The following is a 14,106-nucleotide window of genomic DNA, read 5'->3' as shown; positions in this document are numbered from 1 at the left end:
TGCGGGCGGGTACAATCTTGTTTTTGATATAAACCGCAGAAAATTCGCTCTGCACCCAGGAATAGCAAGATGAAAACAGCACAAGAACTCCGCGTTGGTAACGTAGTCATGATCGGCACTGATGCCATGGTCGTTTTAAAAGCGGAATATAGCCGCTCAGGTCGCAACTCCTCTGTCGTCAAAATGAAATTCAAGAACCTGTTAACTAGCGCACCGAACGAGGGTGTTTACAAAGCGGATGACAAGTTTGATGTGGTGATTCTCGACAAGAAAGATTGCACTTACTCTTATTTCGCAGATCCTATGTATGTCTTTATGGATGGTGACTACAACCAATATGAAGTTGAAGCTGAATTCATGGGTGATGCCTTAAATTACCTCGAAGAAAGCATGCCATGTGAAGTCGTGTTCTACGAAGGTAAAGCACTTTCCGTAGCAATGCCTAATTCACTCGTACGTGAAATCATTTATACCGAACCTGCTGTTAAAGGTGATACCAGCTCAGGTAAAGTTTTGAAGAACGCAAAATTGTCAACTGGCTATGAATTACAAGTGCCTTTGTTCTGCAATACCGGTGACAAGATTGAGATTGATACACGCACCGGTGAATACCGCAGCCGTGCCAACTAATTAGCACTAGGGCACAATACAAAGCTCGGTACGCCGAGCTTTTTTATTCCTCAACTTCAGCCATAATATTCACACTATGAGCAATGACATTACCCCAGAAATCAGACCCCTAGAAGTTGATGATATCCCCCAGCTAATTCATTGTGTTAGGCGCTGCTATGGGGATAGCTACCCCTTCCATGAGATGTATGACCCAGAGGCACTAAAAAGGCTTGTGGATGAAAAGCTCATGTACTCGGTTGTCGCGCAACATTCGGATGGACACCTCATTGGTCATTGCGCACTCACTTTTGACAGCCTTCACAACACGACCCCAGAAGCCGGGAAGATGATTGTTGATCCAGATTTTCGCGGTCACCATATTGCTGAGAACATGGCTAAGAAGCGCATTGAAATAGCTAAGGAATTAGATTTAGTCGGATTTTGGACTGACTGCGTAACCAACCATACTTATAGCCAACATGAAATAATTGCATTTGGCGCGCAAGAAACGGGGATGCTATTAGGCGCCTCGCCCTTTCGACAAATGGCAGGTTTAGATAACTTTACTGACACTCGTATGTCATTCTTATCCTGCTATGTCTCACTAAAAGAAAATGTAAATACCATCTATGTGCCTAATAATCATTTTGACTTTGCAAAAGACTTAGCTCAAAAAATTAATGTCACTAGAAGCGTTTTAGAATCGAATGCCAATGGACATGGAAAATCGGAATACACGGTATCCATAAGTCCTGCAACCCAAATGGCTAATATTAAGATTCAGCATATTGGAGCGGATTTCCTTTCAGCTATCAGTGCCGAGCTAGAAAAGATCGAGTACCTCCAACTTGCCTATACCTTGGTCAATCTTCCTATTTCTCAGGAGGCTGCAGCACTAGCCTTTTCTCAATTAGAGGATATGGGATTCTTTTGGGGTGCCTGGCTCCCGAATTATTCCTCTCATGGAGATGTATTACGCCTCCAAAAGCTTCATGAATCCGTTAATGTAGATGAGATTTTTTGCGCAAGAGAACAAGGGGAGCATATTAAAAAATATATCATCTCCGAATGGAAACGGGTATCTTCCGATCAGTAATTACTAGTTACTGAAGTACTATTGACTTTTTATTGGATTAACCCAAACTGCTTTAGCAATCCTTTGGCATGTTGATATTCAGCTTCGTTTTGTAACTCATCCCACGATAAGGCCAATGACCTTGGCATCAAGCGATTCAGGCGAGTAGCAGACTCGGATTGCTTGGCTTTAGTGATCTTCAGTTTTGCGAGTAATTGATCAGCAAGATCTGGACGGTTACAAATCAGGACTGCATCACACCCTGCATTTAGGGCCAACTCAGCGCCCTTCACCACAGAGCCAGCAACACTCGCGCCTTCCATGGATAAATCATCACTAAAGATCACACCTTCAAAACCTAATTCTTGGCGCAAGATGGAGTGCAGCCAAATATTAGAAAATCCCGCAGGATTTTTATCCACTTTGGGATAAATCACATGGGCTGGCATCACGGCGGACAAACTTAGATCCAACCATTCATAAGGCTTGGCATCATCATTCAAAATTTCCTTAAGGCTACGCTCATCTACCGGAATGGCTACATGAGAATCTGCTTCGGCCCAACCATGCCCCGGAAAATGTTTGCCACAGTTAGCCATGCCTGCCAAACGTAGGCCCTCATTCAAGCTCTTGGCTAATGCATATACGATTTGTGGATCACGACTAAATGAACGGTCGCCAATGACGCTACTGCGTCCAAAATCTAAATCTAGTACCGGGGTAAAACTAAAGTCCACACCACAAGCGCGAAGCTCTGCAGCAAGTACATAAGCACAAGCCGTTGCCGCTGTCATTGCTAAAGCAGCGGATTCAGCAGCATGAATAGATTTACTCTTTGAGCCCCATAGCTCACCTAACTTACGCATTGCTGGCAGATGGGTAAAGTCATCAGTTTTACAGCGCTGCACTCGCCCACCCTCATGATCAATCGAGATCAATACATCAGGGCGTAGCTTTTTAATATCCGCAGTGAGTTTAGTGAGTTGCTTGCGATTTGCAAAATTTCTGCCAAATAAGATGACGCCACCAGTCAACGGATGCAAGATGCGGCGTCGATCCTCTGTATTTAAGACCTGACCAACGACATCTAAAGTAATCGGGCCTGGAGTCATGGTGGATTTAGTCATCTCTTTCTCTTTATTTTTATTTTTATTTTTATTTTTATTTTTGGATCACAATCACATGGGCTATCGCCATATCCTGCTCATCACTCACAGTAACTTGGGCTTCCCAATTTTTTTCGTGCATAAATTGCGCTAAGGCTCCAAGGTAGCTAGTAACAGGCTTACCACTTAACTCATTGAGGGTTTGCAAGGAACGCCAAGTCATCGGCATACACATACCCAGACCAATGGCTTTAGAAAATGCCTCTTTTGCAGCGAATCGGGTGGCTAAAAAAGCAATGCCTCTCTTATGATTTCTGGCGAGGCGCTGCTTGAATACCACCATCTCGTCAGGCCCTAGAATCTTTTCAGCCAAGCGTCCATTAGTGCGATCGTACGCCGCTTGTAAGCGCCCAATCTGCAGAATGTCTGTGCCAATGCCGACGATCATTTTGATGACTTCGCTCTGCCTTGCGCCATCAGGGATTTCATATCAATGATGGCCTTCTGCCAACCTTTGAAAATGGCCTCAGCTACGATGGCATGTCCAATATTCAACTCAGATAATTCTAGAATGGCAGCAATGGGCATGACATTATCTTCATGCAAACCATGGCCCGCATTGACTCTCAGGCCAATGCTCACCCCAAATTGAGCTGCTGCTCTGATACGCTCCAATTCTGTTGCTTGTTCTGGGCCAGATAAATCTGCATAACGGCCAGTATGTAATTCAACTACTGTTGCACCCACATCTTGAGCAGCCTGTATTTGTTTTCGGTCTGGATCAATAAACAGTGATACCCGAATACCCGCTGCCTGTAATTGCTTGGTAGCTGCCTTCACCGCTTCAAAATGCCCCAATACATCTAAGCCACCCTCAGTAGTCACTTCCTCGCGCTTCTCAGGCACTAAGCAGACATCATGTGGCTTTACTTTGCAGGCAATATTAATCATCTCTGGTGTAACAGCGCACTCTAAATTCATTCGCGTTTTGATAAGGGGGCGTATTGCCATTAAGTCCGCGTCTTTAATATGCCGACGATCTTCACGCAAATGTAAAGTGATTAAGTCGGCGCCTGCCTCCTCGGCTAGTCGTACCGCTTTAATAGGATCTGGATAGACAGTGCCACGGGCATTACGCAATGTAGCGACGTGATCGATATTGATACCAAGTTGTAGGGCATGTTGGGATGCTGTCATAACTGTAGATTACTAGATTTTTTTGAGATCAATCAAAATCTGCCTGGTAGTCAAGACTTGATCTTGCAGATGCAAACCCAATAAGAAGCGCATCAGTTGTTTGCTCTCTGAAAGCGTTTCTGGATCAGAAAAATCTCCACCAGCGATTGCTAAAAGAGATTTACCGGTAAGCACTGGCCAATGCCCCGGATCATCCTCTTGAACCGGGCGAACACCGCGTTCAGGCTGATAAATGTACTGAATCTGCGCAATGGGCATTTCATTGGTTTCAACACAACGGTCTAAAGCCGCAGCATAACCAGTCTCTTGCAATAAAGATAACTCAAAAGGCCGTAGGATCTCTTCCAAACCTTTCGATTCAAACTCTAGATTGGATAAGGCATTAATTGTTTCTGAGTAGCGATCGTAGAGTTTTTCATAGTCATCTTCACGAGCCAAAAACTTCACTAGCAACTCGTTGAGATAAAAACCGCAGAGTAATGCATCGCCCACTAAAGAAGGCATGCCACCAACCCATTCAGATTTAGTTAGCGTACGTAATTCAGATTTACCACTCCAAGATACTAGCAGTGGTTGGAATCGTTGTAATACAGGACGTAATACAGAATGGGGTCGCTTTGCGCCTTTAGCAATCAAGGCCATCCGCCCATGTTGCCGTGTGAAGACATCCAGAATTAAGCTGGTCTCTTTATAGGGAATGCTATGCAATACGAAAGCGGGTTCATCAGCAACGCGAATCGAGGCCATGGACTTTTATTCCAGCCCTTGCGCCCGCAATTCAGCGCGATCGTCTGCCCAACCTCGTTTGACCTTAACCCAAGTCTCCAAAAAGACTTTGCCATCAAATAGTTTTTCCATATCGATACGAGCATCAGTTGAAATCTTCTTTAGGCGCTCACCCTTTGCGCCAATAATCATGGCTTTATGGCTATCGCGATCGACCAAAATGGTTGCCGCGATGCGACGCATCTTGCCATCCATCTTGAACTGATCAATCACCACGGTACTGGTGTATGGCAACTCTTCACCGGTAAAACGAAAGACCTTCTCTCGCAGAATCTCCGCAGCCAAGAAGCGCTCGCTGCGATCGGTGATAGTCTCGCCGTCATATACAGCCTCAGCCTCCGGCAAATAACCCTCTAGTACATCTAATAATCTTTGCACATCACCTGGGCTCTTAGCACTCATGGGGACAATTTCAGCAAACTCAGACTTCTGGTCTTCATGGCCACCCAATTCACACCAAGGGCGAGACATGTCTTTCATAAAGTTGAGCAATGCTTGATCACGCTCTGATGGAGTCTGAAAGCGACTATTAAATAAATCCAATTTATTAAGAACCAAGACTACTGGAAGATCGTCTGGTAGAAGCTTTAATACTTTCTTGTCATCTTCACCAAAATACCCCGCCTCAACTACAAAGCAGGCTACGTTGACATCCTGTAGTGCAGTAGTGACAGTGCGATTCAAGGCTTTATTAAGGGTATTCATGAGACGCGTCTGAAAGCCTGGAGTATCTATAAAGATAAATTGCGCTTCTTCCCGATTCTGAATTCCCAAAATACGATGTCGTGTAGTTTGAGCCTTACGAGAGGTGATACTGATTTTTTGTCCGACCAAAGCATTCAGCAGAGTTGATTTGCCCATATTGGGACGCCCAACAATGGCGATAGTGCCGCATCTAAACACGATTAGCCCTTCAGCTTAAGATTTAACTGCTCTTCGGTCACTTCTTTTTTAGCCGCTTTTTTCTTGGCCGACCGAGTTTTCTTGGGTTTACGAGATTCCTGTGGCAATGCTTTCAGCACAGCCATTAAAGCGGTCTTAGCGGCTGATTGCTCAGCAGCGCGGCGGGATGCACCATCACCCTTAACCGATACCTTCAAGCTAGGAATAAGGCACTCTACTTCGAACTGCTGGTTATGAGCAGCGCCAGTAGTTCCAGTGACGTTATAAGTTGGTAAAGGTAATTGATAGCTTTGCAAACACTCTTGCAATAAGGTTTTGTCATCCTTACCTAAGGTTTTAGGATCTACATGCGCCAAGATTACGGAATAGAGTTTGCGTAAACAGGCTTTTGCCGCATCAAAGCCGCCATCAATAAAGATTGCACCAGTAACCGCTTCTAATGTATCAGCCAAGATCGACGGACGACGAAAACCACCACTCTTGAGCTCACCCTCACCTAAGCGCAAGTAATCTGACAGAGAGAGGCTTTGAGCAATCTCATATAGAGCCTGTTGCTTCACTAAGTTAGCCCGCACACGCGAAAGATCACCTTCATCCAAATCTGCATAACGCTCATAGAGCATCTCGGCAACTACGCAATTCAGAATCGAGTCGCCCAAGAACTCCAAACGCTCGTTGTTTTTCTTGCTATGACTACGATGAGTCAAGGCTTGATTCAAGAGCTCGGGCTTCTTGAACGTGTAGCCAAGACGTTCTTGCAGCGGTGCAGTTTCGATAACGGCGCGCGCGTTCATGATCTTTACTCGAAGCCGCCAATGCGGCCGAGGTTGCCTAAGTTCAGCCACACAAAAAATGCTTTACCAACGATATTCTTATCTGGTACAAATCCCCAATAACGAGAATCGGCACTGTTATCACGGTTATCCCCCATTGCAAAGTAATGGCCTGGTGGCACCTTACAAGTCACTCCGGATTGCTGGTACTGACAAAATTCTAGGCCTGGAAATCGCTCTGTAGGCATCACCGTTGCAGGGCGATCTGGATCGTTCAAAATCTCATGGCGATTACCACCCAAGTCTGCTGGGAAGGTTTCTGTGAAGCGTTTTGCATAGCGCATATTTTCCGGGTCGAGATAAGACTCACCACCACTGTATTGCAAAGGTTGACCATTCACTATCAGACGCTTGTCTTGATAAGTAATCACATCGCCTGGCAGAGCCACTACACGCTTAATATAATCAACCGACTCGTCACGTGGATAGCGGAACACGACTACATCACCACGCTTGGGAGAGCCCAAATCCACTACTTTTTGATTGATCACAGGCAAACGAATTCCATAGGTAAATTTATTTACCAAGATGAAATCACCAATCTGTAAAGTAGGAATCATGGATCCTGAGGGGATCTTAAAAGGCTCAACAATAAAAGAGCGTAATACAAATACTGCGCAGATGACTGGGAAAAAACCTGCTGTGTACTCTAACCACAATGGCATCCGCTCAATACCTGCTAGGCGTCTCTGAGGTGCAAAAAACATCTTGTCAGCGATCCAAGCTAGACCCGAGATCACTACTAAGATAAACAGAATCAGTGCAAAGTTCATTAGCCCTCCACCTGCAAGATAGCCAAGAAAGCTTCTTGTGGGATTTCCACATTACCGACTTGTTTCATACGTTTCTTACCTTCTTTTTGCTTCTCTAATAATTTCCGCTTACGAGAGATATCGCCGCCATAACACTTAGCCAACACGTTTTTACGTAAGGCCTTCACGTTTTCACGGGCAACTATATTGCTACCAATCGCCGCCTGAATCGCTACATCAAACATTTGACGTGGGATGATACTGCGCATCTTAGAAACCACTTCGCGTCCACGATGCTGACTATTACTTCTATGAACAATCACCGAGAGCGCATCCACTCGATCACCATTAATCAAAATATCTACCTTGACCACATCCGCTGGACGATATTCTTTAAACTCATAATCCATTGAGGCATAACCACGCGAGATCGACTTAAGACGATCAAAGAAATCCATCACTATTTCTGCCATCGGTAATTCATATGTCAGTTGCACTTGGCGACCAAGATAGTTCATCCCCGTCTGGACTCCCCGCTTACCGACACACAAGGTGATGATGGAGCCTACATATTCTTGCGGCATGTAGAGATTCACCGTAACAATCGGCTCCATGATCGTATCAACCTTACTGGTCTCGGGTAATTTTGCTGGGTTATCCACCATCAAGATAGTGCCGTCAGATTGCTGCACTTGATATACCACGGTCGGAGCGGTGGTAATCAAGTTCATGTTGTACTGGCGCTCTAAGCGCTCTTGCACAATTTCCATGTGGAGTAAACCTAAGAAGCCACAGCGGAACCCAAAACCTAAAGCTTGAGACACTTCTGGCTCATACAAAAGCGAAGCATCATTCAACTTCAGCTTCTCAAGTGACTCTCGTAGTTGATCGTATTCACTAGCTTCTACAGGATACAAACCCGCAAACACCTGAGACTTCACTTCTTTAAATCCAGGCAAAGGCTCGGTTGCTGGAATACGGCCCTGCTGACCAGTTGTATGGGTAACGGTATCCCCTACTTTGGCAGCTTTTAATTCTTTAATGCCGGCAATGATGAAGCCTACTTGGCCAGCACTTAACTCAGGACGATCTACCGATTTGGGGCTAAAGACCCCGACGTGCTCAACCAAATGGCTTGAACCATTAGCCATCAAAGTAATTTTGTCTTTGGGTTTGAGTGTGCCATTCACAACACGGACTAACATCACCACACCAACGTAATTATCAAACCAAGAGTCAATGATTAAACATTGGAGTGGCGCAGTGGCATTCCCCTTTGGCGGCGGTACCCTCCGAATCATTTCTTCAATGACTTCGTGTACACCCAATCCAGTCTTCGCGGAACAAGTCACTGCACCTGTCGCATCAATACCAATAACATCTTCAATTTCTTGGATAGCGCGTTCAGGATCAGCCTGAGGCAAATCAATCTTATTGAGGACAGGAACGACCTCAACACCCAGCTCAATTGCGGTATAGCAATTGGCTACTGTTTGCGCTTCAACACCTTGGCTCGCATCCACTACCAATAAAGCACCTTCGCAAGCCGATAAAGAACGGCTTACTTCATAAGAGAAGTCGACATGTCCTGGGGTATCAATCAGGTTGAGATTGTAAATCTGGCCATCTTTGGCTTTGTAACTCAAAGCGGCTGTTTGAGCCTTAATTGTGATGCCCCGTTCGCGCTCGATATCCATCGAATCGAGAACTTGGGCTTCCATTTCGCGATCAGACAGACCGCCACAAAGTTGAATAATCCGATCTGCGAGCGTCGATTTGCCGTGATCAATGTGGGCGATAATTGAAAAATTGCGGATTAAATCCATAGCGTCTTAATAGGTCATTCAAGAAAACGCCTTGTCAGAACGCACCACAATGATGCGCTGCAAAAAGTCGTCTTAAGGGGATTGTAATGGGTGGCGCCCCAAAGGCGCTGAACCCCATTTTTTAGGCCTTAAATGGCTTATTTAGGCCTTACTGGGATTACCAGAGTGCTGTCAGAACGGCGTACAAAGACCGGAACGGCCTTATTGACATCAAGGCCTTTAATCAGAGCTTCAAATTGCTTTACCCCAGTGATATCGACGTCTGCAACCCGAATAATCACATCCCCAGGACGTACCCCTGCTTTAGCCAAAGACCCATCCCCTAAACCGGTAACCTCAACACCACCTTTGATATTCAGATCCTTCTTCTTGGCATCCGATGGCTCGCTTACTGTCAGCCCAAGTACATTGACTCCACTGCCATTAGCCGCAGGTGCATCGGGTTTTTTATTAGCCGTTTGAGGGGCATCGGTATCAGCAACCGTAACACTTAAATCGCGCGTGCCGCCTTTGCGCCAAACTTGTACTGTAGCGATGGAGCCGGGTTTTGTTTCTCCAACTACCCGAGGTAAATCAGTTGACTTGGGAATCTCGCGTCCGTTAAAACTCAGAATCACATCGCCCGATTCAATTCCACCAGCAGATGCAGGACCGCCAGGGTCGACATTGCGAACATAAGCACCGCGTGGCTTGCCTAAACCTAAACTCTCAGCAACCTCTTTGGTCATCTCGCCTAAGGCAACCCCAATACGACCACGAGTCATTTTTCCATTAGTGCGCAACTGATCTGCAACCCGCATTGCTTCATCAATTGGAATTGCAAATGAAATTCCCATGTAGCCACCCGAGCGACTAAAGATTTGAGAGTTGATACCAATTGCCTGACCTGCCGTGTTTAATAGTGGCCCACCCGAATTACCCGGGTTGACGGCAACGTCAGTCTGGATAAAGGGTAGATAGTCACCGGTATCCCGGCTCTTGGCAGACACAATGCCTGCGGTAACGGTATTCTCGAGTCCAAATGGCGAGCCAATTGCGAGGACCCACTCACCCACCCTGACTTTAGAAGAGTCGCCTAATGGTAATTTCGGCAAGTCTCGCGCTTCAATTTTGACTACTGCGACATCAGTACGCTTATCCAACCCCAATAACTTCGCTTTGAATTCTCGCTTGTCAGTCAATGTGACGTAGATGGTAGTTGCGCCTTCAACAACGTGCGCATTCGTCAGAATCAAACCATTCGATTCAATAATGAAACCAGAGCCTACGCCACGATCCGCTTCTTGAGGTTTGCCAGGATTAGGCTGCGCTTGTTTTGGTCCGTTTGGAATTCCCGGAATCGGAACACCAAAGAAGCGACGAAAGAACTCTGCTTGGTCTTCTGGCATCCCAGGAATACCACCCGGCGTTTGCTGGGTGATTACTTTTTCTGTAGTCCGAATATTCACAACAGCAGGACTTGCACGCTCGACAAGATCGGCAAAATCCGGGATCGTTACCCGAGGATTTTGCGCAGAGGCAGTGGATATGAATGCAGTTTGCCCAAGGCTAAAAATAGCCACGAGCGTAATTAAGTACTTTTTCAACATGCTATTGACCTACTTGGTGAAAACCAACAATGGAGATAAAGAGAATATTAGGTCAGCTTACCAAAAATCAAGGTGCCGTTAGTACCACCAAAGCCAAAGTTGTTTTTAACCGCATGGTCGATCTTCACGTCCCTAGCGGTATTGGCGCAGTAGTCCAAGTCGCATTCAGGATCTTGATTGAAGATATTGATGGTGGGAGGGGATTTCTGGTGATGCAAGGCCAGAATCGTGAAAACGGACTCCAAGCCACCTGCGCCACCCAAAAGGTGGCCAGTCATTGACTTGGTTGAGTTAATTAAAGCCTTCTTGGCATGATCGCCTAAGGCGGCTTTGATGGCTTCGGTTTCGTTCTTATCACCCAGCGGTGTCGAGGTGCCGTGCGCATTCAAATACTGAATTTGATCTGGATTGAGATGGGCATCGCGCATGGCGTTCACCATACAACGACGAGGACCATCCATATTTGGTGCAGTCATGTGATACGCATCGCCACTCATACCAAATCCCAGTAATTCACAATAGATTTTGGCGCCACGTGCTTTAGCGTGCTCATACTCTTCCAGCACTACGACTCCAGAACCCTCGCCGAGAACAAAGCCATCACGGTCTTTATCCCAAGGGCGTGAAGCTGTAGCAGGATCATCATTGCGGGTAGATAGCGCTCTGGCTGATGCAAAGCCACCAACACCTAAAGCGGAAATAGTTGACTCGGCACCGCCAGCCACCATGACATCAGCGTCGCCATACTGAATTAAGCGTGTAGCCAAACCGATGCTATGCAAACCCGTAGTACATGCGGTTACCGCAGCCACGTTTGGCCCTTTTAGACCAAACAAGATACTGAGGTGTCCAGAAATCATATTAATAATGGATCCTGGCACAAAGAAGGGTGAGATGCGACGAGGGCCACGAGCCAGTAACTCAGCTCCAGTTTCCTCAATCATCGGTAAACCACCAATGCCTGAGCCCACCATCACGCCTACGCGCTCCGCGTTTTGCTCAGTGATCTCTAATCCGCTGTCGCGAATCGCCTGCGTGCCTGCAGCAATACCGTAATGGATAAAGGTATCCATATGGCGTGCCTCTTTGGCAGAAACATATTCTTCCACGTTGAAATCTTTCACCTCTCCAGCGAAATGCACGCTAAGCGGAGTGTGGTCAAACTTCGTGATGGTAGCAATGCCTGATTTGCCCGCGAGCAAATTAGACCAAGCTACATCAACTGAATTACCAACAGGTGAGATGAGGCCAAGGCCGGTGACTACAACCCGGCGTCGGCCATTTGATGCTGACACAGTAATACCTAGGCTAGGGAATTAACCCTGAGCTTTTGATTTAGCAAAGTCGATTGCGAGCTGAACAGTGGTGATCTTTTCAGCTTCCTCATCAGGAATTTCGATGCCGAATTCGTCTTCCAAAGCCATTACTAGCTCAACAGTGTCAAGAGAGTCAGCGCCTAAGTCATTCACAAAAGAAGATTCATTTTTGATATCTCCTTCTGCGACGCCTAACTGCTCAGCGACGATCTTCTTAACGCGTTGTTCGATGTTATCCATTAAGTCCCCCAGGGGTTGTAAAAAAACGATGAAAGGATTTTATCAGCTTGGCGGAGCAAATTAGCAAAACCGCCAAAAAATGATGAAATCCTTGCTTTGCCCTTAGGCTAAATAGAGTCCGCCGTTGACGTGTAGGGTATTACCCGTAATATATCCCGCTGCTGGGGAGGCTAAAAATGCCACTGCCTGGGCTACATCTTCTGGGCTGCCAAGGCGGGCTAGCGGAATGTTCGCTTTTAGGGCATTTTGCTGCTCTTCGCTAAGTGCACGAGTCATATCCGTATCAATAAATCCAGGAGCCACGCAGTTTACGGTAATGTTGCGACTACCAATTTCACGAGCAAGGGCACGGGTCATCCCAGAAACGCCCGCTTTAGCAGCGGCGTAATTTGCCTGCCCAGCATTACCCATATGGCCAACGATGGAAGTAATGTTAATGATGCGGCCACCACGCGCTTTCATCATCGGGCGCAACACTGCTTGAGATAAACGGAATATAGAATTTAGATTGGTGTCGATAACCTCACTCCACTCATCCGCTTTCATGCGCATTGCTAAGTTATCGCGTGTAATGCCCGCGTTATTCACCAAAATATGAATGCCCCCATGATCTTTCACAATCTGATCAATGATTTCTTCACAAGCGTTTGGTGCAGTGACATTCAACACTAAGCCACAACCACCCGCAGCCTGCAAGCGCTCATCAATCGCCTTGGCACCAGCAGCAGAAGTGGCAGTGCCAATGACTTTAGCACCGCATTTCGCTAACTCATCTGCAATCGCTTGGCCAATACCGCGCGATGCACCAGTCACTAAGGCAATTTGTCCGCTTAAGTCGAGATTCATATTGGTCTTCCGCTAGATCGAATGGTTTTAATATTGAGTTTGAAATTCAGATTGATCTTGATATTTATTTTAGAGTAGCCAGCACTTCATTAAGACTAGCTTCATCAAATACGGGTAAGCCAGTTACTTGATCGTTAATCCGTTTAGTAAGTCCTGCTAATACCTTGCCCGGACCGCACTCTACCACCTGAACAACGCCTTGTGCAGCCATTGCTTGAATGGTTTCTTGCCAGCGCACGGGCTTAGCAGCTTGACGTACTAAAGCATCTTTAATTGCAATTGGATCATTCAAGATTTCAACATCTACATTATTAATAACTGCAATGGTTGGGGCTTTAAATTCGATATTCGCTAAGTAGTCTTTTAGTTTTTCTGAGGCGGGCTGCAATAAAGAAGAGTGGAATGGTGCAGAAACCGGAAGTGGTAGTGCGCGCTTTGCACCAGCCGCTTTGAGCAGTTCGCATGCTTTAGCCACAGCATCATTAGCACCAGCAATCACTACTTGACCGGGTGCATTGAAATTGACTGCCTCAACCACTCCACCTGAAGCAATGCTAGCTTCAACGCAAATCTGAACTACAGTTGCATCATCTAAGCCTAAAATAGCAGCCATCCCGCCAGTACCAACAGGCACTGCGCTTTGCATCGCTTCAGCACGAAAGCGTACTAAAGGCACGGCATCCTTAAATGCAATCACGCCAGCAGCAACCAAGGCAGAATATTCACCAAGACTATGCCCAGCCATCACCCGAGGAGCGGAACCGCCAGCAGCCAACCAAGCGCGATGAAAAGCAATGCCTGCTGTCAGCATTACAGGCTGGGTATTCGTAGTTAAGGACAATGCTTCGACTGGACCTTCAGTAATGAGTTTTGCCACATCCTCACCCAAAGCTTCTGAAGCTTCTTCCAAAGTTGCACGCACTTCAGGGCGCTCAGAAATGGAGTTGAGCATTCCAACAGATTGAGAGCCTTGACCAGGGAATACGAATGCAAATGTCATGTGAATAAGTCGCTAAAAATAAAAG

The 14,106-nt window shown here is 46.3% G+C and carries 15 protein-coding genes; 2 read left to right on the top strand and 13 right to left on the bottom strand.

The annotated features are described in order from the left end of the window. The first annotated feature begins 69 nt into the window (after positions 1 to 69). Together efp and ICN45_RS08835 are read left to right on the top strand one after the other, a co-directional pair. Complete coding sequence (gene efp, locus ICN45_RS08840; protein WP_216175301.1) at positions 70 to 630, top strand: elongation factor P; 561 nt, start codon at positions 70 to 72, stop codon at positions 628 to 630. A gap of 76 nt (positions 631 to 706) precedes the next feature. Next, the gene (locus ICN45_RS08835) at positions 707 to 1,708 is read left to right on the top strand and encodes a GNAT family N-acetyltransferase (RefSeq protein ID WP_216175300.1); all 1,002 of its coding nucleotides are present in this window, start codon (positions 707 to 709) and stop codon (positions 1,706 to 1,708) included. A gap of 29 nt (positions 1,709 to 1,737) precedes the next feature. Here ICN45_RS08835 and nagZ read toward each other — a convergent pair whose 3' ends face one another. From nagZ to fabD, 13 genes are all read right to left on the bottom strand, one after another. Further along, positions 1,738 to 2,814: a beta-N-acetylhexosaminidase gene (nagZ, locus tag ICN45_RS08830; protein ID WP_216175299.1), complete on the bottom strand. Its 1,077-nt coding sequence runs from the start codon at positions 2,812 to 2,814 to the stop codon at positions 1,738 to 1,740. Between the two features lie 34 nt (positions 2,815 to 2,848). Continuing rightward, complete coding sequence (gene acpS, locus ICN45_RS08825; protein ID WP_216175298.1) at positions 2,849 to 3,241, bottom strand: holo-ACP synthase; 393 nt, start codon at positions 3,239 to 3,241, stop codon at positions 2,849 to 2,851. Continuing rightward, positions 3,238 to 3,990, bottom strand: coding sequence for a pyridoxine 5'-phosphate synthase (gene pdxJ / locus ICN45_RS08820; RefSeq protein ID WP_216175297.1), 753 nt, complete (start codon positions 3,988 to 3,990; stop codon positions 3,238 to 3,240). The genes acpS and pdxJ overlap by 4 nt, the downstream gene beginning before the upstream one ends. 12 nt (positions 3,991 to 4,002) lie before the next feature. After that, on the bottom strand, positions 4,003 to 4,737 hold the full coding sequence (gene recO, locus ICN45_RS08815) for a DNA repair protein RecO (protein WP_216175296.1): 735 nt from the start codon (positions 4,735 to 4,737) through the stop codon (positions 4,003 to 4,005). Positions 4,738 to 4,743: 6 nt separating this feature from the next. Continuing rightward, the gene (era, locus tag ICN45_RS08810) at positions 4,744 to 5,637 is read right to left on the bottom strand and encodes a GTPase Era (RefSeq protein ID WP_216861770.1); all 894 of its coding nucleotides are present in this window, start codon (positions 5,635 to 5,637) and stop codon (positions 4,744 to 4,746) included. Positions 5,638 to 5,681: 44 nt separating this feature from the next. Beyond that, entirely contained in the window at positions 5,682 to 6,473 is a 792-nt protein-coding gene (rnc, locus tag ICN45_RS08805; protein ID WP_216175294.1) for a ribonuclease III, read from the bottom strand. A gap of 5 nt (positions 6,474 to 6,478) precedes the next feature. Next, on the bottom strand, positions 6,479 to 7,285 hold the full coding sequence (lepB, locus tag ICN45_RS08800) for a signal peptidase I (protein ID WP_216175293.1): 807 nt from the start codon (positions 7,283 to 7,285) through the stop codon (positions 6,479 to 6,481). Further along, positions 7,285 to 9,090 carry a translation elongation factor 4 gene (lepA, locus tag ICN45_RS08795; RefSeq protein WP_216175292.1) on the bottom strand — a complete coding sequence of 602 codons (1,806 nt, stop codon included), beginning with the start codon at positions 9,088 to 9,090 and terminating at the stop codon, positions 7,285 to 7,287. The genes lepB and lepA overlap by 1 nt, the downstream gene beginning before the upstream one ends. Positions 9,091 to 9,227: 137 nt before the next feature. After that, positions 9,228 to 10,679: a DegQ family serine endoprotease gene (locus ICN45_RS08790; RefSeq protein WP_216175291.1), complete on the bottom strand. Its 1,452-nt coding sequence runs from the start codon at positions 10,677 to 10,679 to the stop codon at positions 9,228 to 9,230. 47 nt (positions 10,680 to 10,726) lie between these two features. Then, entirely contained in the window at positions 10,727 to 11,974 is a 1,248-nt protein-coding gene (gene fabF, locus ICN45_RS08785; protein ID WP_216175290.1) for a beta-ketoacyl-ACP synthase II, read from the bottom strand. Between the two features lie 21 nt (positions 11,975 to 11,995). Continuing rightward, positions 11,996 to 12,235 (bottom strand): acyl carrier protein, encoded by a 240-nt coding sequence (gene acpP / locus ICN45_RS08780; RefSeq protein WP_028819177.1) that lies wholly within the window; start codon positions 12,233 to 12,235, stop codon positions 11,996 to 11,998. Positions 12,236 to 12,337: 102 nt separating this feature from the next. Then, complete coding sequence (gene fabG / locus ICN45_RS08775) at positions 12,338 to 13,081, bottom strand: 3-oxoacyl-ACP reductase FabG (RefSeq protein WP_216175289.1); 744 nt, start codon at positions 13,079 to 13,081, stop codon at positions 12,338 to 12,340. Positions 13,082 to 13,145: 64 nt separating this feature from the next. Further along, a complete protein-coding gene (gene fabD / locus ICN45_RS08770; RefSeq protein ID WP_216175288.1) occupies positions 13,146 to 14,081 on the bottom strand; it encodes an ACP S-malonyltransferase in 936 nt (311 codons plus the stop codon). Between the last annotated feature and the right edge of the window lie 25 nt (positions 14,082 to 14,106).

Source organism: Polynucleobacter alcilacus, from assembly GCF_018881545.1.
Taxonomy (GTDB): domain Bacteria; phylum Pseudomonadota; class Gammaproteobacteria; order Burkholderiales; family Burkholderiaceae; genus Polynucleobacter; species Polynucleobacter alcilacus.
The sequence above is the reverse complement of the archived record's forward strand: the minus strand, read 5'-3'. Positions and strand labels throughout refer to the sequence as shown.

Bases quoted from the DNA above. Each gene is read 5' to 3' on its own strand.
- ICN45_RS08835 (WP_216175300.1), top strand. From the start codon at position 707: ATGAGCAATGACATTACCCCAGAAATCAGACCCCTAGAAGTTGATGAT.
- acpP (WP_028819177.1), bottom strand. From the start codon at position 12,235: ATGGATAACATCGAACAACGCGTTAAGAAGATCGTCGCTGAGCAGTTA.
- lepB (WP_216175293.1), bottom strand. From the start codon at position 7,285: ATGAACTTTGCACTGATTCTGTTTATCTTAGTAGTGATCTCGGGTCTA.
- acpS (WP_216175298.1), bottom strand. From the start codon at position 3,241: ATGATCGTCGGCATTGGCACAGACATTCTGCAGATTGGGCGCTTACAA.
- lepA (WP_216175292.1), bottom strand. From the start codon at position 9,090: ATGGATTTAATCCGCAATTTTTCAATTATCGCCCACATTGATCACGGC.
- era (WP_216861770.1), bottom strand. From the start codon at position 5,637: ATGGGCAAATCAACTCTGCTGAATGCTTTGGTCGGACAAAAAATCAGT.
- fabD (WP_216175288.1), bottom strand. From the start codon at position 14,081: ATGACATTTGCATTCGTATTCCCTGGTCAAGGCTCTCAATCTGTTGGA.
- efp (WP_216175301.1), top strand. From the start codon at position 70: ATGAAAACAGCACAAGAACTCCGCGTTGGTAACGTAGTCATGATCGGC.
- recO (WP_216175296.1), bottom strand. From the start codon at position 4,737: ATGGCCTCGATTCGCGTTGCTGATGAACCCGCTTTCGTATTGCATAGC.
- ICN45_RS08790 (WP_216175291.1), bottom strand. From the start codon at position 10,679: ATGTTGAAAAAGTACTTAATTACGCTCGTGGCTATTTTTAGCCTTGGG.
- pdxJ (WP_216175297.1), bottom strand. From the start codon at position 3,990: ATGACAGCATCCCAACATGCCCTACAACTTGGTATCAATATCGATCAC.
- fabG (WP_216175289.1), bottom strand. From the start codon at position 13,081: ATGAATCTCGACTTAAGCGGACAAATTGCCTTAGTGACTGGTGCATCG.
- nagZ (WP_216175299.1), bottom strand. From the start codon at position 2,814: ATGACTAAATCCACCATGACTCCAGGCCCGATTACTTTAGATGTCGTT.
- rnc (WP_216175294.1), bottom strand. From the start codon at position 6,473: ATGAACGCGCGCGCCGTTATCGAAACTGCACCGCTGCAAGAACGTCTT.